The organism is Micromonospora polyrhachis (genome assembly GCF_014203835.1).
Classification (GTDB): domain Bacteria; phylum Actinomycetota; class Actinomycetes; order Mycobacteriales; family Micromonosporaceae; genus Micromonospora_H; species Micromonospora_H polyrhachis.
This window is the reverse complement of sequence record NZ_JACHJW010000001.1, coordinates 460449-480841: the sequence shown is the minus strand read 5'-3', so window position 1 is coordinate 480841 and position 20393 is coordinate 460449. Positions and strand designations below refer to the sequence as shown.

Sequence of the window (20393 nt, the reverse complement as noted above, 5' to 3'; positions counted from 1 at the left end):
TTCCGGGGCCAGCACCCACGTCCGGCTGTCACCCGAGGGGGATGGCCGCGATGATCCGGGTGCCCTCAGCCAGCGGTACGACCCGCAGTGTGCCGCCGAGTTCCTGGCACCGTTCCGCCATCGAGGACAGGCCCACCCCGTCGGTCTGCTGGCCCCGCAACCCGACGCCGTCATCCTCGACAGTGATCGTGACCTCGGCGGGCTGCCGGACGAGGGCCACCGTGGCCCGGCTGGCCCGGGCATGCTTGGCGACATTGGTCAGCGCCTCGTCGACGATGCGGTACGACGCGACCTCCACCGCGGCCGGAAGATCGTCCAGCGCCTCGGTCACGGTCACGGTCACGTCCAGCTCCGGACCACGGTGTCGCCGGGCCGCCGTGTCGAGGGCCGCCGCCAGCCCGCCGTCAAGGGCCGGGGGCCGCAGATTGTCGATGATCCGACGTAGTTCGACGGTTGCCCCGGCGAGGTCACTTTCCAGGCTGGCCAGCGCGTCCTGGCCGACCGGGGTTCCGGGGTGGGTACGGGCGACCTGGGCGAGCATTCGGGTTCCGACCAGCGCGGGTCCGATGCCGTCGTGTAGCTCGCGTTGCAGGCGGCGCAACTCCTCCTCCCGGGCCTGCACCAGCCGTTCCCGGGCGGTTTGCAGGTCCCGGGTCAGGGCTACCGACGCGGCGGGGGGTCCGAGCTGCTCGGCGAGGTTGTTCAACAGGGTCCGCTCCCGCCGCGACCACGGCTCGTCGGGGCTGCGTTGTTGTACGACCAGTCGCCCGATCGTCCGTCCCCGGTAGGACAGGCGCAGCGAGACGACCGGCCAGGGCCGTTGACGACCGTGTACCGCCTCCGCCTTCATCCGGTCGCCGAGGTGTACGGCGGCGAAAGGGATCTTCAGGCCGTCGCCGATCGCGGCCATCGCGGTGACGAGCACCTCCTCGGGGGTCTGCGCCACCCCGATGCGCCGGCTGAGGTGGGTGAGCATCTCGTACGGCCGGGCACCCAGGCCGTGTAGGCCACGACCCAACGCCGCCTGTACCGCCTGTCGTAGGGGGAAGAGCGCCAGGACCGTCACGGCGGCGGCCACCGGCCCGGCCGCCTGCGGCACGGTCCGGGTGGCCAGGGCGACCGCGCCCGCGTAGACGACGATGATGGCTGCGGTGACCAGGCCGTTCAGCAGCGACCGGTGGACGAGCAGGCCGATGTCGTACAGCCCGTAGCGCAGCACCCCGATGGCTGCGGTGATGGGGATGGCGAGGGTGGCGGCGAGCCAGACGACGGGCACACCCTCGAAGACTTCGAGGACCACCGCCACCAGCAGTAGTACGGCGTTGGCCCCGGCCCAGAGCAACGGTCCGCGCCTCGGTCGTGGCGTACGCCGGATCCGCAGTACGAGGGCGAGCACCGCCAGGCCCCCACCGGCCAGGGTCAGTGCGGCCGTGGCGAGGAAGAGGGGCACTTCCCAGCCGGCGGCGGCGATCCGGTCCCCGCTGACCAGGTTGCCCGACTCGCGCGCGGTCAGGCTGGCCAGGGCCACGGTGCTCAGGCCGGTGGTGATGGCAAGGACGATGGCGACCCAGCGCCATCGACGGGTCAGCGGGCGCCCGTTCGGAAAGAGCAGCACGACCAGGAACAACAACCCGTATCCCGGCCACAAGGACCACTGCCGTAGCCACGCTGCCGGATCGCCGGCCGGCAGCGAGCTGAGGATGGTGATGGCCGACAACAGGCCGACGGCGAGGATCAGCCAGCCGCAGGCGTTGCGCGCGGTGTGCGCGGCGATCCGGGCACCGATCGGGGCACAGAGTCCGGCGAGTAACCAGTCCCGGGTGTCCGCCGGTATCCCGGCCCGGCTGTCGGTGAGCTCCGTGATCATCCCGACGGCCAGCGTGAGCATGGACAACGCCGCGATGGCCCAGGCCAGCTGGGTCGGCCAGGCTGGTCGGGGCCACCACGGCGGGTTGTCCCGGAGCGACGGGTCGGTCACGGTACGAGTGGCCGACTAGTGGAAGTCGCCGAGCATGCTGTGCAGCAGGTTGTGTGCGGAGGTGCCTGAGTTGGGCCGTACGGGATCGTCGTCGTGCTTGATTGTCGCCGGGGCCGCCGTCCTCTCGATCACTACCGTAACGTCGGTCGCCGCCATTCCGTCGATCGGCGGGAAGCCTCGCTCGACGATCGACCAGGGCACGCCGCCGACCGAGTACGCCCGCTCGATCGCGTGCAGCAGATCGGCCAGGGTGAGCACTCGCGACGGCGGGTCCGGGTGCGGGTGCGGGAAGTCCCCCTCACCCACGCGGGCGGCCTCCACCAGGGCGTCCACCCACTGTTGTACGTCGTCAGGAGCGTCCACTATGGACACGACACGGACCAGGTCAGTTGACTGCATACGCGCATCATGCGGAGCCGTTCTGTTCACGGCAATGACACAGTACGATTCACGACTGTGTTACAGGGTGGCGATACGAATCGCACCATCCTCGTCGTCGACGATCATCCCGTGGTCCGGCGGGGCATGCTGGCGATGTTCGCCGTCGAACCGGAGACCACGACCCTGATCGAGGCCGGTACGGCGGACGACGCTCGGCGGCTGGCAACGCTGGACCGGCCCGACATCGCCATCGTCGATCTGATCCTCGGCGACGGCGCGGAGACCGGGCTGGACCTCATCCGTGATCTGCTGACCATTGCGCCGGCCTGCACCGTCGTGGTGGTGACCATGGCCAACGACCCGCAGACCGTCCTCGCCGCGCTGCGGGCGGGGGCTCGTGGCTACCTGCTCAAGGACACCGCGCCGGAGATGCTGGTCGCCGCCGTCCAGACAGCGGCTGTCGGCGGCCGCGTGCTGGGTCCGAAGGTCGATGACAGCGGACTCGCCGGCCCTGAGCCGCGTCGGGTGCCGGCACCCTTCGCCGGGCTCACCCCGCGCGAACTCCGGCTGGTGACGATGCTGGCCGATGGTCGGAGCAACCGGGAGATCGCTGCGGCCCTGGTGCTCAGCGAGAAGACGGTACGTAACCAGATCTCGATCATCATCGCCAAGCTCGGCGTGGCCGACCGGGTCCAGGTGGCGCTACTGGCCAACCGGGCCGGCCTCCGGGGTTAGCCGGGCGTGCCAGGTGGCGCACCGGCCTGACCTGCCAAACCGGGTACGGCCGGACCGGCCGGATGGGGGAGAATCCTCAGCGTGACCGATAGCAGCCTTACTCCTGCCGGGCCTGCCGGTGGGGATCAACTGATCGAAGACCTCCGGTGGCGGGGCCTGATCCAGGACTCCACCGACCTCGACGAGCTGCGCGAGCAGTTCGCCAGGGGCGCGGTGACGTTCTATGTCGGCTTCGACCCGACCGCGCCCAGCCTGCACGTCGGCCACCTGATGCAGGTGCTGACCGCCCGTCGACTGCAGCGCGCCGGCCACCGACCGCTGCTGCTGGTCGGTGGCGCGACTGGACAGATCGGTGACCCCAAGGAGGCGGGCGAGCGGGTGCTCAACCCGCCCGAGGTGGTCGCCGGCTGGGTGGATCGGATTCGCGAGCAGCTGTCGCCGTTCATGTCGTACACCGGGGCGAACGCTGCCACGCTGGTCAACAACCTGGACTGGACGGGCGAGATGTCGGTGGTGGAATTCCTCCGCGACGTCGGCAAACACTTTCCGGTCAACCGGATGCTCGCCCGCGAGGTGGTCAAGGCCCGGCTGGACGCCGGCATCAGCTTCACCGAGTTCAGCTACCAACTGCTCCAGGCCAACGACTTCTTCGAGCTGCATCGTCGGCACGGGTGCACCGTGCAGTTCGGCGGTTCCGACCAGTGGGGCAACATCACCGCTGGGGTCGACTACGTCCGGCGGCGTGGGGCCGGCCCGGTCCAGGCCTTCGTGACTCCGTTGGTGACCAAGGCCGACGGCACCAAGTTCGGCAAGACCGAGGGTGGGGCGGTGTGGCTGGATCCGGAGATGACCAGCCCGTACGCCTTCTACCAGTTCTGGATCAACGCCGACGACCGGGATGTGGCCCGGTACCTGCGCTACTTCAGCTTCCGGTCGCGAGAAGAGATCGAGGAGTTGGAGAAGGCGACGGCGGATCGACCGGCGGCTCGGATCGCCCAGCGGGCGTTGGCCGAGGAGCTGACCACGCTGGTGCATGGCGAGGCGGAGACCCTGCAGGCGGTGGCGGCGAGTCAGGCCCTGTTCGGGCGGGGCTCGTTGGACGAGCTGGCCCCGGAGACGCTGCGGGCAGCGTTGTCCGAGGCCGGGTTGGTGCAGTTGACCGAGCTGGCTCCGGTGGCGACCCTGCTCAAGGAGGCGGGGCTGGTGGCCAGCCAGAACGAGGCCCGGCGGGCGATCACCGAGGGTGGCGCCTACGTCAACAACGAGCGGGTGTCGGACGTCGACGCGGTGGTGACGCCGGCGGCGCTCCTGCATGGTCGGTTCCTCGTTCTCCGGCGCGGAAAGCGCACCTTCGCAGGCGTCGAGCTGGTGGGATAGTCGGAAGTCGCTGATGTGACGCGGAACGCGGCGGACGGATTTGACGATCATTCCGTCCGCCGCGTAACTTTCTCTCTGCCCGCAGGGATACGGACGAAACAGCGCGAAGACGCTGAGAAGGCCGGCCTGAGGGACGACCTTCAGACCTGAGCGGGTGACCGCAGGCAGGGCTGGGTGGGCGGGGCAACGCCAATCGATCTGGATTGCGGGTCGATTTGGAGTTGCGAGACCGACCATGTATGGTTGACGGTCGGCAGGGCACCGGGCGAGCGAGCGGTTCAGTTGGACCGCCGAGAGAACGGCCTGCGAATTCCAAGGAATCAGCAACGGCGAGAATCCGCCGTGCTGATCTGCGGAATGACCGAACCGCTCTAGCGAGAAGGATCCGGTGAGACCGGATTTGACAGACGAAAGCGGTAAGGTAAAGTACTGAAAGCGCCCGGCGGAAACGGCGGGAGCGGAAAACAACTGAAGCCCCAGAGGGCAGGCTTGAGATTCGGGTCGGTGTTCTGGTGTGTGTTTGTTCTTTGAGAACTCAACAGGGTGCTTGATAAGCCAGTGCCAAGTTATGTTTGAACCCCGGCCGGCTGATCCTTTGTGATTGGTTGGTTGGTGATTCCTTTGGCAACTATGTTGCCGGGATGATTTTCCAAAGATTTTTGTTGGAGAGTTTGATCCTGGCTCAGGACGAACGCTGGCGGCGTGCTTAACACATGCAAGTCGAGCGGAAAGGCCCTTCGGGGTACTCGAGCGGCGAACGGGTGAGTAACACGTGAGTAACCTGCCCTAGGCTTTGGGATAACCCTCGGAAACGGGGGCTAATACCGGATATGACTTCCTGCCGCATGGCGGGGGGTGGAAAGTTTTTCGGCTTGGGATGGACTCGCGGCCTATCAGCTTGTTGGTGGGGTAATGGCCTACCAAGGCGACGACGGGTAGCCGGCCTGAGAGGGCGACCGGCCACACTGGGACTGAGACACGGCCCAGACTCCTACGGGAGGCAGCAGTGGGGAATATTGCACAATGGGCGAAAGCCTGATGCAGCGACGCCGCGTGAGGGATGACGGCCTTCGGGTTGTAAACCTCTTTCAGCAGGGACGAAGCGTAAGTGACGGTACCTGCAGAAGAAGCGCCGGCCAACTACGTGCCAGCAGCCGCGGTAAGACGTAGGGCGCGAGCGTTGTCCGGATTTATTGGGCGTAAAGAGCTCGTAGGCGGCTTGTCGCGTCGACTGTGAAAACCCGCAGCTCAACTGCGGGCCTGCAGTCGATACGGGCAGGCTAGAGTTCGGTAGGGGAGACTGGAATTCCTGGTGTAGCGGTGGAATGCGCAGATATCAGGAGGAACACCGGTGGCGAAGGCGGGTCTCTGGGCCGATACTGACGCTGAGGAGCGAAAGCGTGGGGAGCGAACAGGATTAGATACCCTGGTAGTCCACGCTGTAAACGTTGGGCGCTAGGTGTGGGGGACCTCTCCGGTTCTCTGTGCCGCAGCTAACGCATTAAGCGCCCCGCCTGGGGAGTACGGCCGCAAGGCTAAAACTCAAAGGAATTGACGGGGGCCCGCACAAGCGGCGGAGCATGCGGATTAATTCGATGCAACGCGAAGAACCTTACCTGGGTTTGACATGGGCGGAAATCCGGCAGAGATGTCGGGTCCTTCGGGGCCGTTCACAGGTGGTGCATGGCTGTCGTCAGCTCGTGTCGTGAGATGTTGGGTTAAGTCCCGCAACGAGCGCAACCCTCGTTCGATGTTGCCAGCGCGTTATGGCGGGGACTCATCGAAGACTGCCGGGGTCAACTCGGAGGAAGGTGGGGATGACGTCAAGTCATCATGCCCCTTATGTCCAGGGCTTCACGCATGCTACAATGGCCGGTACAATGGGCTGCGATACCGTGAGGTGGAGCGAATCCCAAAAAGCCGGTCTCAGTTCGGATCGGGGTCTGCAACTCGACCCCGTGAAGTCGGAGTCGCTAGTAATCGCAGATCAGCAACGCTGCGGTGAATACGTTCCCGGGCCTTGTACACACCGCCCGTCACGTCACGAAAGTCGGCAACACCCGAAGCCGGTGGCCCAACCCCTTGTGGGAGGGAGCCGTCGAAGGTGGGGCTGGCGATTGGGACGAAGTCGTAACAAGGTAGCCGTACCGGAAGGTGCGGCTGGATCACCTCCTTTCTAAGGAGCACCATCCGTCGAAGGACGGTATGGAGCCCGCAGCCCGCGAGTGTCGGGTTGGGGTGCTCAATTGGCGGAGACACTGGTGAGTCTGCTGCTGGCAACGGCCGGCCTCGTTTAGTACAGCCACTGTGGTGGTGGGAACGATGTGGGTTGGTGCGGCTGGTGGTGGGTGTAGAGCATCCTGTTGGGTCCTGAGGGAACAAGCATTCTGTTGGGTGTTTGTTTTTTCTGCCAGGCATGGCCTGCTGCCGCAAACCGGATCTGTTGGGGTTTAGGTGTGGTGGTGTGGGGTTGTGGGTTGGTCGTTTGTTGAGAATTACACAGTGGACGCGAGCATCTTTGTGGTCAAGTTGTCAAGGGCGAACGGTGGATGCCTTGGCACCAGGAGCCGATGAAGGACGTGGGAGGCCGCGATAGGCCTGGGGGAGCTGTCAACCAAGCTGTGATCCCAGGGTGTCCGAATGGGGAAACCTGGCACCAGTCATGTGGTGTCACCCACACCTGAACACATAGGGTGTGTGGAGGGAACGCGGGGAAGTGAAACATCTCAGTACCCGCAGGAAGAGAAAACAATAGTGATTCCGTGAGTAGTGGCGAGCGAAAGCGGATTTAGGCTAAACCGGCTGCGTGTGATACCTGTCAGGGGTTGCGTGGTCGGGGTTGTGGGACTCTGCTGGATGGGCTGACACCTGTCCGAGAAGTTACAAAGCCAGTTGCTAGCCGAATGGTGTGGAAAAGCCAACCGTAGTCGGTGATAGTCCGGTAGGCGAAAGTGGCTGGTCTTCTGTGGATGTTCCCGAGTAGCGGCGGACCCCTGAAATCTGCCGTGAATCTGCCAGGACCACCTGGTAAGCCTGAATACTTCCTGGTGACCGATAGCGGACGAGTACCGTGAGGGAATGGTGAAAAGTACCCCGGGAGGGGAGTGAAATAGTACCTGAAACCGTTCGCCTACAATCCGTCGGAGCCTTTAGGGGTGACGGCGTGCCTTTTGAAGAATGAGCCTGCGAGTTAGTGGCATGTGGCGAGGTTAACCCGTGTGGGGGAGCCGTAGCGAAAGCGAGTCTGAACAGGGCGTTCAGTCGCGTGTCCTAGACCCGAAGCGGAGTGATCTAGCCATGGGCAGGCTGAAGCGCGGGTAAGACCGCGTGGAGGGCCGAACCCACCAACGTTGAAAAGTTGGGGGATGACCTGTGGTTAGGGGTGAAAGGCCAATCAAACTCCGTGATAGCTGGTTCTCCCCGAAATGCATTTAGGTGCAGCGTCGCGTGTTTCTTGCCGGAGGTAGAGCACTGGATGGTCTAGGGGGCCTACAAGCTTACCGAAATCAGCTAAACTCCGAATGCCGGTAAGTGAGAGCGCGGCAGTGAGACTGCGGGGGATAAGCTTCGTAGTCGAGAGGGAAACAGCCCAGATCACCAGCTAAGGCCCCTAAGCGTGTGCTAAGTGGAAAAGGATGTGGGGTCGCATAGACAACCAGGAGGTTGGCTTAGAAGCAGCCACCCTTTAAAGAGTGCGTAATAGCTCACTGGTCAAGTGGTTCCGCGCCGACAATGTAGCGGGGCTCAAGTACACCGCCGAAGCTGTGGCATTCACATTTTTACTCGGCATCTTCCTTTGGGTGGGTGTCCAGGTGTGTGGATGGGTAGGGGAGCGTCGTGCCGGGGGTGAAGCAGCGGGGTGACCCAGCTGTGGACGCGGCACGAGTGAGAATGCAGGCATGAGTAGCGAAAGAAGGGTGAGAAACCCTTCCGCCGGATGACCAAGGGTTCCAGGGCCAGGTTAATCCGCCCTGGGTGAGTCGGGACCTAAGGCGAGGCCGAGAGGCGTAGTCGATGGACAACGGGTTGATATTCCCGTACCCGCGAAGGAACGCCCATGATGAACCTCGTTGTGCTAACCACCCGAACCGTGGGAGGTCTTCGGACCAAGCTCGGGGAGCGTGGGAACCTGGCGGGTAGTAGTCAAGCGATGGGGTGACGCAGGAAGGTAGCTGATCCCGGCCGGTGGTTGTGCCGGGGTAAGCGTGTAGCCCGCACCATAGGCAAATCCGTGGTGCATGTGGGTGAGACGTGATGCCGAGCCGATTCAGGTGAAGTCAGTGATCCTATGCTGCCGAGAAAAGCCTCTAGCGAGTTCCGAGCGGCCCGTACCCCAAACCGACACAGGTGGTCAGGTAGAGAATACCGAGGCGATCGGGTGAACTGTGGTTAAGGAACTCGGCAAATTACCCCCGTAACTTAGGGAGAAGGGGGGCCGGAGACGTGAAGCCCCTTGCGGGTGGAGCGTTGTATGGCCGCAGAGACCAGGGGGAAGCGACTGTTTACTAAAAACACAGGTCCATGCGAAGAAGTAATTCGATGTATATGGACTGACGCCTGCCCGGTGCTGGAACGTTAAGGGGACCGGTTAGTCTTTCGGGGCGAAGCTGAGAACTTAAGCGCCAGTAAACGGCGGTGGTAACTATAACCATCCTAAGGTAGCGAAATTCCTTGTCGGGTAAGTTCCGACCTGCACGAATGGCGTAACGACTTCCCTACTGTCTCAACCACAGGCCCGGCGAAATTGCATTACGAGTAAAGATGCTCGTTACGCGCGGCAGGACGGAAAGACCCCGGGACCTTTACTATAGCTTGACATTGGTACTCGAATTAGCTTGTGTAGGATAGGTGGGAGCCGGTGAAGTCCATACGCCAGTATGGGTGGAGGCAAGCTTGAAATACCACTCTGGTTGATTTGGGTATCTAACTTCGGACCGTGATCCGGTTCAGGGACAGTGTCTGGTGGGTAGTTTAACTGGGGCGGTTGCCTCCTAAAGGGTAACGGAGGCGCCCAAAGGTTCCCTCAGCCTGGTTGGCAATCAGGTGTTGAGTGTAAGTGCACAAGGGAGCTTGACTGTGAGACTGACAGGTCGAGCAGGGACGAAAGTCGGGACTAGTGATCCGGCACTTGCGAGTGGAAGCGGTGTCGCTCAACGGATAAAAGGTACCCCGGGGATAACAGGCTGATCTTCCCCAAGAGTCCATATCGACGGGATGGTTTGGCACCTCGATGTCGGCTCGTCGCATCCTGGGGCTGTAGCAGGTCCCAAGGGTTGGGCTGTTCGCCCATTAAAGCGGTACGCGAGCTGGGTTTAGAACGTCGTGAGACAGTTCGGTCCCTATCCGCCGTGCGCGTTGGATACTTGAGAAGGGCTGTCCCTAGTACGAGAGGACCGGGACGGACGAACCTCTGGTGTGCCAGTTGTCCCGCCAGGGGCACGGCTGGTTGGCTACGTTCGGAAGGGATAACCGCTGAAAGCATCTAAGCGGGAAGCTCGCTTCAAGATTAGGTGTCCCACCCACTTGATGGGGTAAGGCCCCCAGCTAGACGACTGGGTTGATAGGCCGGAAATGTAAGCCCGGTAACGGGTTCAGTTGACCGGTACTAATAGGCCGAGGGCTTGACTACTAAGTTGCTACGCGTCCACTGTGTGATTCACAGCAAACGAAACACCCTTGTGTGTGGTGTTTTGATATGTTGATAGTGTTACGGCGGTCATGGCGGAGGGGAAACGCCCGGTTACATTCCGAACCCGGAAGCTAAGCCCTCCAGCGCCGATGGTACTGCACTCGGGAGGGTGTGGGAGAGTAGGACACCGCCGGACTTCTTCTAGTTGAGGGCCACCCGTATAGGGTGGCCCTCAACTGCGTTGCGCCACTGCGTTGCGCCGATAGTGGCGCTATCAGGAAGGATGTACCCGTGAGTTCAGGACCGCAGGACGGAGATCGTCCGCGTCGTTACGACGATCGGCCCCGCCGTGACGACGGCCGGAGCTGGGCTCCACGTCAGGATCGTGGCCAGTCGGAGCGGGGTGACCGTGACCCCCGCGGTGGATCGGCAGATCGAGGCTCCTACCGCAGCGGAGGCCCACGCCCTACTGGTGACCGTGACCGTCAGCCGGGTCGCGATGGCGGCAGCTTCCGCCGCGACGACCGCTCAGACGGCGGCTTCCGCGGACCCCGTCGGGATGGCGGTGGTTTCCGGGGTGGGGATCGGTCCGAGGGTGGTTTCCGGGGTGGGGATCGCCGTGAGGGTGGTTTCCGTCGGGACGATCGTCGTGAGGGTGGGGACCGGTCTGCGGGTGGTTTCCGTCGCGATGGCGATTCTCGTGGTGCCTCTCGTGCTGGTGGTGGCTATCGCGGTGACGGTGAATCGCGTGGTGGTTTCCGGGGTGGGGATCGGTCCGAGGGTGGTTTCCGGGGTGGGGATCGCCGTGAGGGTGGTTTCCGTCGCGATGATCGTCGTGAGGGTGGGGACCGGTCTGCGGGTGGTTTCCGTCGCGATGGCGATTCTCGTGGTGCCTCTCGTGCTGGTGGTGGCTATCGCGGTGACGGTGAATCGCGTGGTGGTTTCCGGGGTGGGGATCGGTCCGAGGGTGGTTTCCGGGGTGGGGATCGCCGTGAGGGTGGTTTCCGTCGCGATGATCGTCGTGAGGGTGGGGACCGGTCTGCGGGTGGTTTCCGTCGCGATGGCGATTCTCGTGGTGCCTCTCGTGCTGGTGGTGGCTATCGCGGTGACGGTGAATCGCGTGGTGGTTTCCGGGGTGGGGATCGGTCCGAGGGTGGTTTCCGGGGTGGGGATCGCCGTGAGGGTGGTTTCCGTCGGGACGATCGTCGTGAGGGTGGGGACCGGTCTGCGGGTGGTTTCCGTCGCGATGGCGATTCTCGTGGTGCCTCTCGTGCTGGTGGTGGCTATCGCGGTGACGGTGAATCGCGTGGTGGTTTCCGGGGTGGGGATCGGTCCGAGGGTGGTTTCCGGGGTGGGGATCGCCGTGAGGGTGGTTTCCGTCGGGACGATCGTCGTGAGGGTGGGGACCGGTCTGCGGGTGGTTTCCGTCGCGATGATCGTGGCGAGGGTGGTTTCCGGGGTGGGGACCGCCGTGAGGGTGGTTTCCGTCGCGATGGCGATTCTCGTGGTGCCTCTCGTGCTGGTGGTGGCTATCGCGGTGACAGTGAATCGCGTGGTGATTTCCGTCGGGATGATCGTCGTGAGGGTGGTTTCCGTCGGGACGATCGTGGCGAGGGTGGTTTCCGGGGTGGCGATCGCCGTGAGGGCGGCTTCCGGTCCACCGGCGACCGCGGCTCGCGTGGCGGGGACTTCCGGCGTGACCAGGACAGGTCGAGGTCGACCGGGGACCGGGACGAGCGGCCGCGGCGCGACGACCGGCACGGCTTCGAGGATCGGCGGCGCGAGGGCGGTTATCGAGGTCGGGACGGCGATGATCGGGGTTCCCGAGACCGGCGTGACCGGACTGAGCAGCCGGCGCGTGAAGGTGGTCGGGAGGCCGGAGCGGCCCCCGTACTGCCCGACGAGATCGTTGCGACCGACCTGGACAGCACCGTACGGGCCGAACTGCTGTCGCTGAGCAAGCCGGTCGCGGAGACGGTGGCGCGGCACCTGGTGGCAACCGGACAGTTGATCGACGAGGTGCCGCAGGAAGCACTGGCCCATGCGCTGGCCGCGCGTCGACTTGCCTCGCGTATCGCTGTGGTACGGGAGGCGGTCGGGCTGGCCGCGTACCACGCGGGCGAGTGGCAGACGGCGATCTCCGAGTTGCGGACGTACCACAGGATGAGCGGTCGACAGAGCCACCTTGCCGTCCTAGCTGACTGTGAGCGCGCGTTGGGGCGTCCGGAACGAGCGGTCGACCTCTACCGAGGGGCTGACCGGGAGGCACTCGACCAGGCAGGCGCGATCGAACTGCTGATCGTCGCTGCCGGGGCCCGCTCCGACATGGGCCAGGGCGACGCGGCGGTGGCGATGCTCCAGGTACGTGAGCTGACCAGTGAGCCGGCCGAGCCGTGGACGGCCCGCTTGCGTTACGCATACGCCGACTCGCTGCTGTCCGTCGGCCGTCGGGAGGAGGCCCGGGAGTGGTTTGCTCGGGCGGCGGACGCGGACCAGGACGCCGCCACTGACGCGGCAGAGCGGCTGCTGGAGCTCGACGGTGTGGTCCTGGAAGGTGACGACGAGGACGAGGACGAGGCCGAGGACGAGCTGACCGCGGAAGCAGAGGCGGAGTCCGACCAGCTCTCGGTGGAGGACAAGGACGCCGACGTGGCTGCGGCTCCGGCGCCGGCTGCCGTAGCTGATCAGGAGCGGTCGGTCACGGCCGTCGACCCCAGCGGCACCGATGCCGACGTTGCGGCAGCTCAGCCAGAGCAGTCCCCAGAGCGCCCGGGGTCGGATCTGTCGTGAGTAGCGTTTCCCGGGAGCGGCTGGTCGACGGGTACGACCTTCTCATCTTCGATCTGGATGGCGTGGTCTACCTGATCGACCGGCCGATTCCCGGTGCGGTCGAGGCGATCTCTCAACTGCACGCCGAGGGGCGAAAGTTGGCCTACGCGACGAACAACGCCTCGCGTCGATCGTCGGAGGTGGCCGCGCTTCTCACCGGGATGGGGATCGTAGCCCGTACCGAAGAGGTGCTCACCTCGGCCGCGGCGACGGCGGAGGTGTTGGCCGAGCGGCTGGCTCCCGGCACACCGGTGTTGGTGGTGGGCGCGGAGGCCCTGCGTGCCGAGGTGACTGCCGCCGGTCTGGTGCCGGTCGGCCGGGCCGATGATGCCCCAGAAGCGGTCGTGCAGGGGTACGGGCCTCAGGTCGGTTGGACCGAGTTGGCCGAAGCCTCGGTGGCGGTACGCGCCGGGGCCCTCTGGATCGCTACCAACGCCGACCGTACTCTGCCCAGCCCTCGCGGTCCGCTCCCCGGCAACGGCTCGCTGCTGGCGGTGCTGCGTACCGCCCTGGACCGGGATCCGGACCTGGTGGTGGGTAAGCCCGAGCCGACGCTGTTCCACACGGCCGCGCATCGGGTCGGGGCCAGTCGCCCACTGGTGGTCGGTGATCGACTCGATACCGACATCGAGGGGGCGGTCCAGGCTGGAATGGACAGCCTGCTGGTGCTGACCGGGGTGAGTACGGCGGCGGATCTGCTCGCCGCCGCGTCGACGACCCGACCCACCTATGTGGCGCATGATCTGGGCGGGCTGTTCGACCTGGCGGGCGTGGTGCGACTGCCCAGCTCACCGGAGTACTCCGCCGAGAGGTATACGAACGGGTGGCGGATTGCCGGTGGGGATGGGGCGCGGCAACTGACCGGGGAAGGATCAGCTCTCGACGCCCTTGCATTGTTGTGTGCGGAGGCGTGGGGCGGAGGCGAGCCGGTGCGTGGGGGCGGCGAGGCCGCTCGCGAGGTTCTCCGGGAGTTCGGGCTCCCGTACTGATCGGGTTTCCTACGGAGCCGGTCAGTACGGGGCGGGGAGTCGGTGGTGGCCGTCCATGCATTGCCTGGACGGTTGCCCTGGGTCGGGTGCGTCCGGCCTACTGGTGGTTGGCGGAGTCAGATCAGCTTGCGCAGCTTGAGCAGGTCGAACGGGCTTGCGCTGATCGACACCCGTCGTGCGGCGAGCGCCTTCGGCAGGTCGAGCCGTCCCTGGACCAGGGTGATCAGATCATCGCTCGTCGTACTGAGAGCGATCTTCGCCTTCGGGTCGTCGCCGTCCTCCAGACCGATCAGTCGTCCACCGCTGATCCGGCCGTGGAACGCGGTGCCGAGGTCGGTGAGTCGACAGGCCAGTGTGCGGTCGAGGTTGACCATTCCGTTGCGCTCGGCGTTGGCTTCCAGCCGGCTCGCCAGCTCCTGTAACGCCTGCCGGCACTCGTCCACGCTGGCCACCGTCGCCTCCTCGTCACACACGACGCCTCGTTGCGCATGACGCGCCTGTTCCCCGGCACCGTACCGCACCGGTCACGAAGGGATGACCGGTAGCGTGACAGCGAACAGTCGGCAGTGCGGAAGGATATGGGCATGCAGGATGCATGGCGGGCCTATCTGGAGCTGGCCCTGGGGTTGACGGAGGCGTCGAGGAAGCGGGCGCAGACGGTCGCTCGGAAGCTGGTGGGCTCCAGTGGCGCTACCGCTGCCCAGCTGCAGGCGCTGGCTGAGGAGCTGGTCTCCACCGGGCTGGCCAACCGGGAGGCGTTGACGAAGATCATCCGTTTCGAGGTCGACCGGGCGTTGGGCGTCGTGGGCCTGGCTACGGCCGACGAGGTGGCCGAGCTCACGAATCGGGTCCGCCAGCTGGAGAGCGAGTTGCAGGAGGCCAAGACCGCGGTCTCGGCCGCGACCAGCGCCCCCGCCGCGCCTACCGGAAGGCTCGCGGCAGGTGCAGCGGGGGCAGCTTCCGGGTTTTCACCGGCCAAGCAGACGGCCGCGAAGAAGACGGCAGCCAAGTCGGCGGTTGCGAAGAAGGCTGCTGTCAAGAAGGTGGCGGCCAAGCAGGTGGCGAAGAAGGCCGTTGCCAAGAAGACGGTCGCGAAGAAGACTGTGGCGACGCAGGTAACCGCCAAGAAGGCCGGACCACCGCCGGCCATCGAGTCGAACTCGCCCCGCAAGCTGCCGCCGGGGACTGGTGCGGCGTGATTCGTCATCGTGGGGGTTCCGCATGAGCGCGCCCGTACCCGGCCCGTTCCGGGGTGTACCGGCCCCGCCCGGCGGGGCCCGACCAGGCCCATCCTCGGTGCCTCCGCCATCTGTGGCGCCGGTGGATGGTTCAGGATCCGGGCATCCGGCCGTCGACGCGGCGATCCAGGCCCTTGTCAACGCCGCCAACCTCTCCCCGGCGGATCAAATCGCCCAGTACGAGGCCGCGCACCAGACGTTGCGGGAAACCCTCGCCACCATCGACCAGAACTGACCAGCACCGATCTTCGGAGAACCGCCCCATGGCACGTCGTACCCGGCTTGATGCCGAACTAGTCCGTCGCGGCCTGGCCCGATCACGTGAGCAGGCCGCCGCGCTGGTGGAGGCCGGCCGGGTCCAAGTGCGCGGGGTGACGGCCCGCAAGGTGGCGGCCATGGTGGATCCCGCCGACGCGGTCCGGGTGGTCGGGGAGGATCCGACCCAGGAGTACGTCTCCCGAGGCGGGCACAAGCTCGCCGGCGCGCTGGCCGTCTTCGTACCTGACGGGTTGCGGGTTGCCCAGCGGCGCTGCCTCGATGCAGGCGCCTCGACCGGGGGGTTCACCGACGTGCTGCTCCGGTCCGGGGTGTGCGAAGTGGTGGCGGTCGATGTGGGGTACGGCCAGCTCGCCTGGTCGCTGCGCAGTGACGAGCGGGTACGGGTCTTCGAGCGCACCAACGTACGTACCCTGACGCCGGAGGCCGTCGGCGGCCCGGTCGCGCTTACCGTGGCCGACCTGTCGTTCATCTCGCTACGCCTGGTGCTGCCGGCGCTGGCCGGCTGTACCGAGCCGGATGGCGACCTGGTGCTCATGGTCAAGCCGCAGTTCGAGGTCGGCAAGGAGCGGGTCGGTGCGGGTGGGGTGGTACGCGACCCGGGGCTGCGGGCGGAGGCAGTGCTCGACGTCGCGGCTGCGGCCTTCGACCTCGGGCTTGGTCTGGCCGGGGTGGCGGCCAGCCCGTTACCCGGACCGAGCGGCAATGTGGAGTTCTTCGTGTGGTTGCGGCGCGGTGCCCCAGCCGTCGACGAGCAGCGGGTACGGGATGTTGTCGAGGCCGGTCCGGTCCATCTGCTGTCGGAGCAGCCACATGCCGGGGGGTCGGTGACCGGCGCACCGCCGGTGGGGGAGGCGAGCCGATGAGCCGTACCGCGCTGTTGGTGACGCACACCGGACGGCGGCGTAGCACCGAGCATGCCCGGACCGTGGCGGCGGATCTGATCACGGCTGGTTTCGAGGTGCGGGTCGTGGCTGAGGAGGCCGACGATCTGCATCTGCCCGGGGTGCTCCCGGTGAGCGGGCCGACCGCCGCCGAGGGTGCGGAGATCGTGATCGCCCTCGGCGGTGACGGTACGTTCCTGCGCGCGGCCGACCTGGCTCGGCCGGCCAAGGCGCCGCTGCTGGGGATCAATCTCGGCAAGGTCGGGTTTCTCGCTGAAGCGGAGATCGACGACCTGGACCTGGCGGTCCGGGACGTGGTGAGCCGTAACTACACAGTGGATGAGCGGCTCACCCTTGACGTGACGGCCGACTTCGACGGCGGGCCGGCGATCGAGTCGTGGGCGCTGAACGAGGTCAGCGTCGAGAAGGGCGAGCGCGCCCAGATGCTGGAACTGCTCGTCGACGTGGACGGGCGGCCGCTGTCCCGGTACGGCTGTGATGGTGTGGTCTGCGCCACCCCGACCGGCTCGACCGCCTATGCCTTCTCGGCTGGCGGTCCGGTCGTCTGGCCGGAGGTGGAGGCGTTGCTGCTGGTGCCGATCAGCGCGCACGCGCTGTTCAGCCGGCCGTTGGTGACCGCCCCCACCTCCACCTTCTCGATCACGGTGGACCCGTTTACCACGTTGGCGGTGCTGTGCTGTGACGGTCGGCGGGTCTACGACCTGCCACCGGGGGCGCGGGTCAGCGTCCGACGGGGAGACCTGCCAGTCCGTGTGGTCCGGCTGCGGCCTCGGCCGTTCACCGACCGGTTGGTGGCCAAGTTCGGGCTGCCGGTGCACGGCTGGCGGGGTAGCCGCCGCTGAGGCACCGTGCTTCTGAGGTGTTAGGAGGCCCCCTGCCATGGCAGAAAGCGATAATAAGGGGGCCTTCCTCACCCGTCGGGTGGTCAAGTGTCAGGCCTCGCTACTACTGTCGTTGGCTGTGCTTGAAGAGCTGCGCATCACCGGTCTGGGCGTCATCGAGGACACGACACTGCCGCTGACCAGCGGAATGAATGTCATCACCGGCGAGACCGGGGCCGGTAAGACGATGGTGGTGACTGGTCTCGGGCTGCTCTTCGGCGGTCGGGCCGACGCCGGCCGAGTGCGGGCTCAGCCGGGGCGTGCGCTGGTCGAGGGCCGGCTGCGGCTGACCGGAGCCACGGCCACCACGGTGCACACCCGCATCGCCGACGCGGGTGGGGAGACCGACGACGACGGTGCGGTGCTGCTCAGTCGTACGGTCACCCTGGAGGGCCGGTCGCGGGCGCACGTCGGCGGCCGGGGCATGCCGGTGTCGATGTTGGGTGAGGTCGGCGAGCAGGTGGTGGCGGTGCACGGGCAGTCCGACCAGTTGCGGTTGCTACGTCCCGCCGAGCAGCGTGCCGCGCTGGACCGCTTCGCTGGTCCCGAGCACGAGAAACTTCTGGCGGCGCTTCGGGAGACGTACGGACAGTGGCGGCAGGTCGCCGACGACCTGGCGGACCGACGGCGTAATGCCCGAGAACGCCATCAGGAGGCCGACCTGTTGCGGCTGGGGCTGGATGAGATCACCCGGGTCGATCCGCAGCCGGGCGAGGATGACGAGCTCAAGGCCGAGGCGCAGCGGTTGGAGCATGCCGAGGGGTTGCGTACCGCGGCGCAGACCGCCCAGCAGTGCGTTGCTGGTGCGGGGGAGCCGACCGACGACACCCCGGACGTGACGATGCTGCTGGGTGCGGCCCGCCGGGCGCTGGAGGCGCAGGCCGGGGTGGACCGGATGCTCGGTGACCTGGCGGCCCGGCTGGAGGAGGTGGCGACCCTGGTCGGGGATGTCGGTGCGGAACTGTCGGCCTACCTCGCCGCGCTCGACGCCGATCCGGCCCGGCTGGAGACGGTGTACGAGCGGCGGGCCGCGCTGCGGGCACTGACCCGCAAGTACGCCGACGACGTCGACGGCGTGATCGCCTGGGCGGACCGGGCCCGGCTACGGCTGTCCGAGTTGGACACCTCTGACGAGTTGCTGGACGAACTGGAGCGGGAACGGGAGCGACTGGCCGGCGAGGTGGCCGAGTTGGCCGAGTCGTTGTCTGCGGCGCGGCGGGAGGCGGCGGGCCGGTTCGCCGAGCAGGTCAGTGTGGAGTTGGCCGGGTTGGCCATGCCGCATGCCCGCATCGAGGTGACGGTGCTGCCCCGGACGGCCGGACGATCCGAGCCGACGCTCCGGGTCAACGGTGCCGAGTGCGGGGTGGGGCCGGACGGTGCCGACGAAGTGGAGTTGCGGCTACTGGCACACCCGGGTGCGCCGGCACTGCCGTTGCAGCGCGGGGCGTCCGGCGGTGAGCTGTCCCGGGTGATGCTCGCCATCGAGGTGGTGTTCGCCGGTTCCGGTGGGCCGCCCACGCTGGTGTTCGACGAGGTCGACTCGGGTGTCGGCGGGCAGGCGGCGGTGGAGATCGGACGCCGACTGGCCCGGTTGGCGCGTACCCACCAGGTGCTGGTGGTGACCCATCTGCCGCAGGTCGCGGCGTTCGCCGACCGGCATCTCGTGGTGGCGAAGGACACCGGTGGTGCGGTGACCACGAGCGGGGTACGGGTGGTGGAGGACACCGAGCGGGCGCGGGAGTTGGCCCGGATGCTGGCGGGTTTGCCGGACTCGGATCTGGGTATCGCCCATGCGGAAGAACTCCTGGCCGTGGCGGCCCGGGAGCGACGCTCGTGAACCGGATGATGTAACCGTTGCCGTGTCCGGGTAGGGTGAACGTGCTTCCGTGGGGTGGCGGCCCTGCTCAAGGCATGTCGCGACAGAAAACCCTGCCTCACATGCCAGGATGGTTACGATGCGTCTACCCACCTTGCGTCGCCTACCGGCCCTGCGTCGGAACCGCAGCGCTACGCCCGGCACTCTCGTCGGTACCGCGCGCCTCGACCGCCGTACCAAACGCCTTGTTGGTCGGCTTCGCCCGGGTGACATCGCCGTGATCGACCATGTCGATCTGGACCGGGTCGCGGCGGATTCGTTGGTCGCCGTCGGGGTGGCCGCGGTGCTGAACGCCAAGCCGTCGGTGTCGGGTCGTTACCCGAACCTCGGCCCAGAGGTGTTGATCAATGCTGGTATCCCGCTCCTGGACGACCTGGGGGAGAGTGTCTTCCAGCAGATCCGCGAGGGCGACACCGTGCGGATCGACGGGAACACGGTGCTGGTCGACGGCGAGCCGGTGGCGCACGGCAGCCTTCAGGACGCCGAGACCGTGGCGAAGGCGATGGTCGATGCCCGGGAAGGGCTGTCGGTCCAGCTGGAGGCATTTGCCGCCAACACCATGGAATACCTCAAGCAGGAACGCGATCTGCTGCTCGATGGTGTGGGCGTACCCGATATCGATACGCACGTCCGGGGCCGGCACTGCCTGATCGTGGTCCGCGGTTACGACTACAAGGAGGACCTGGACGTTCTTCGCCCATACATCCGGGAGTTCAAGCCGGTGCTGATCGGCGTCGACGGCGGTGCTGACGCGCTGGTCGAGGCGGGTTACACCCCCGACATGATCATTGGTGACATGGACTCGGTCACCGACGACGTCCTGCGGTGCGGTGCCGAGGTGATCGTGCATGCCTATCCCGACGGGCGCGCACCCGGCCTGGAGCGGGTCCAGCAGCTCGGGGTGCCGGCCGACACCTTTCCCGCCGCCGCTACCAGCGAGGATCTGGCCATGCTGCTCGCCGACGAGAAGGGAGCTTCGCTGATCGTCGCGGTGGGCACCCACGCGACGTTGGTCGAGTTCCTGGACAAGGGCCGGGGCGGAATGGCCTCGACGTTCCTCACCCGGCTCAAGGTCGGTGGCAAACTCGTCGACGCCAAGGGGGTGAGCCGGCTCTACCGGCAGAGCATCTCCGGATCGTCGCTGCTGCTGCTGGTGCTTTCGGCCGTGGCGGCGATGGCGTCCGCCGTGGCCGTGTCCACCGTCGGCAAGGCCTACCTCGGAGTGGTCTCGGAATGGTGGAACAATTTAGTCTTCCAGCTCGGCCAGCTCTTCTGACCCCCCGGACCGACCCAAGAGGC

General features: G+C 66.2%; 14 protein-coding genes and 3 rRNA genes. 14 read left to right on the top strand and 3 right to left on the bottom strand.

Features of this window, described 5'->3' with window-relative positions; genetic code table 11:
• Nucleotides 1-28: 28 nt before the first annotated feature.
• Together FHR38_RS33055 and FHR38_RS01820 are read right to left on the bottom strand one after the other, a co-directional pair.
• Entirely contained in the window at nucleotides 29-1978 is a 1950-nt protein-coding gene (locus tag FHR38_RS33055; protein WP_184532203.1) for a sensor histidine kinase, read from the bottom strand.
• A gap of 15 nt (nucleotides 1979-1993) precedes the next feature.
• Nucleotides 1994-2377, bottom strand: coding sequence for a hypothetical protein (locus tag FHR38_RS01820; RefSeq protein ID WP_184532201.1), 384 nt, complete (start codon nucleotides 2375-2377; stop codon nucleotides 1994-1996).
• A 57-nt stretch (nucleotides 2378-2434) separates the two neighbouring features.
• Here FHR38_RS01820 and FHR38_RS01815 point away from each other — a divergent pair, with 57 nt between their 5' ends.
• From FHR38_RS01815 to FHR38_RS01780, 8 genes are all read left to right on the top strand, one after another.
• Nucleotides 2435-3094 (top strand): response regulator, encoded by a 660-nt coding sequence (locus FHR38_RS01815; protein ID WP_184532198.1) that lies wholly within the window; start codon nucleotides 2435-2437, stop codon nucleotides 3092-3094.
• Between the two features lie 81 nt (nucleotides 3095-3175).
• Nucleotides 3176-4471, top strand: coding sequence for a tyrosine--tRNA ligase (tyrS, locus tag FHR38_RS01810; protein WP_184532197.1), 1296 nt, complete (start codon nucleotides 3176-3178; stop codon nucleotides 4469-4471).
• Nucleotides 4472-5130: 659 nt separating this feature from the next.
• Nucleotides 5131-6647 (top strand): 16S ribosomal RNA (locus FHR38_RS01805).
• 346 nt (nucleotides 6648-6993) lie between these two features.
• Nucleotides 6994-10100: ribosomal RNA gene (locus tag FHR38_RS01800) — 23S ribosomal RNA — on the top strand.
• A gap of 79 nt (nucleotides 10101-10179) precedes the next feature.
• Nucleotides 10180-10296, top strand: a 5S ribosomal RNA gene (gene rrf, locus FHR38_RS01795).
• Together the 16S, 23S and 5S rRNA genes form the textbook arrangement of a ribosomal RNA operon.
• A 153-nt stretch (nucleotides 10297-10449) precedes the next feature.
• Entirely contained in the window at nucleotides 10450-12057 is a 1608-nt protein-coding gene (locus tag FHR38_RS01790; RefSeq protein ID WP_184532195.1) for a hypothetical protein, read from the top strand.
• 20 nt (nucleotides 12058-12077) lie between these two features.
• Entirely contained in the window at nucleotides 12078-12890 is an 813-nt protein-coding gene (locus FHR38_RS01785; RefSeq protein ID WP_184532193.1) for a Replicase polyprotein 1ab, read from the top strand.
• The gene (locus FHR38_RS01780; RefSeq protein ID WP_184532191.1) at nucleotides 12887-13918 is read left to right on the top strand and encodes an HAD-IIA family hydrolase; all 1032 of its coding nucleotides are present in this window, start codon (nucleotides 12887-12889) and stop codon (nucleotides 13916-13918) included. Before FHR38_RS01785 ends, FHR38_RS01780 begins: the two co-directional genes overlap by 4 nt.
• 116 nt (nucleotides 13919-14034) lie before the next feature.
• Here FHR38_RS01780 and FHR38_RS01775 read toward each other — a convergent pair whose 3' ends face one another.
• Nucleotides 14035-14370, bottom strand: a complete 336-nt coding sequence (locus FHR38_RS01775) for an SCP2 sterol-binding domain-containing protein (RefSeq protein ID WP_184539109.1) — start codon at nucleotides 14368-14370, stop codon at nucleotides 14035-14037.
• Between the two features lie 132 nt (nucleotides 14371-14502).
• On the opposite strand from FHR38_RS01775, the gene FHR38_RS01770 reads away from it, so the two are divergent.
• From FHR38_RS01770 to steA, 6 genes are all read left to right on the top strand, one after another.
• Entirely contained in the window at nucleotides 14503-15117 is a 615-nt protein-coding gene (locus FHR38_RS01770) for a phasin family protein (RefSeq protein WP_184532189.1), read from the top strand.
• Nucleotides 15118-15139: 22 nt separating this feature from the next.
• Entirely contained in the window at nucleotides 15140-15391 is a 252-nt protein-coding gene (locus FHR38_RS01765) for a hypothetical protein (RefSeq protein WP_184532187.1), read from the top strand.
• 28 nt (nucleotides 15392-15419) lie between these two features.
• A complete protein-coding gene (locus FHR38_RS01760) occupies nucleotides 15420-16298 on the top strand; it encodes a TlyA family RNA methyltransferase (RefSeq protein WP_184532184.1) in 879 nt (292 codons plus the stop codon).
• Nucleotides 16295-17179, top strand: coding sequence for an NAD kinase (locus FHR38_RS01755; RefSeq protein ID WP_184532182.1), 885 nt, complete (start codon nucleotides 16295-16297; stop codon nucleotides 17177-17179). Before FHR38_RS01760 ends, FHR38_RS01755 begins: the two co-directional genes overlap by 4 nt.
• A gap of 118 nt (nucleotides 17180-17297) precedes the next feature.
• The gene (recN, locus tag FHR38_RS01750) at nucleotides 17298-19055 is read left to right on the top strand and encodes a DNA repair protein RecN (protein ID WP_184539107.1); all 1758 of its coding nucleotides are present in this window, start codon (nucleotides 17298-17300) and stop codon (nucleotides 19053-19055) included.
• Nucleotides 19056-19164: 109 nt separating this feature from the next.
• On the top strand, nucleotides 19165-20370 hold the full coding sequence (steA, locus tag FHR38_RS01745; protein WP_184532180.1) for a putative cytokinetic ring protein SteA: 1206 nt from the start codon (nucleotides 19165-19167) through the stop codon (nucleotides 20368-20370).
• The last annotated feature ends 23 nt before the right edge of the window (nucleotides 20371-20393 follow it).

Bases quoted from the DNA above. Each gene is read 5' to 3' on its own strand.
- FHR38_RS01820 (WP_184532201.1), bottom strand. From the start codon at position 2,377: ATGCAGTCAACTGACCTGGTCCGTGTCGTGTCCATAGTGGACGCTCCT.
- FHR38_RS01770 (WP_184532189.1), top strand. From the start codon at position 14,503: ATGCAGGATGCATGGCGGGCCTATCTGGAGCTGGCCCTGGGGTTGACG.
- FHR38_RS01765 (WP_184532187.1), top strand. From the start codon at position 15,140: ATGAGCGCGCCCGTACCCGGCCCGTTCCGGGGTGTACCGGCCCCGCCC.
- FHR38_RS01760 (WP_184532184.1), top strand. From the start codon at position 15,420: ATGGCACGTCGTACCCGGCTTGATGCCGAACTAGTCCGTCGCGGCCTG.
- FHR38_RS01755 (WP_184532182.1), top strand. From the start codon at position 16,295: ATGAGCCGTACCGCGCTGTTGGTGACGCACACCGGACGGCGGCGTAGC.
- steA (WP_184532180.1), top strand. From the start codon at position 19,165: ATGGTTACGATGCGTCTACCCACCTTGCGTCGCCTACCGGCCCTGCGT.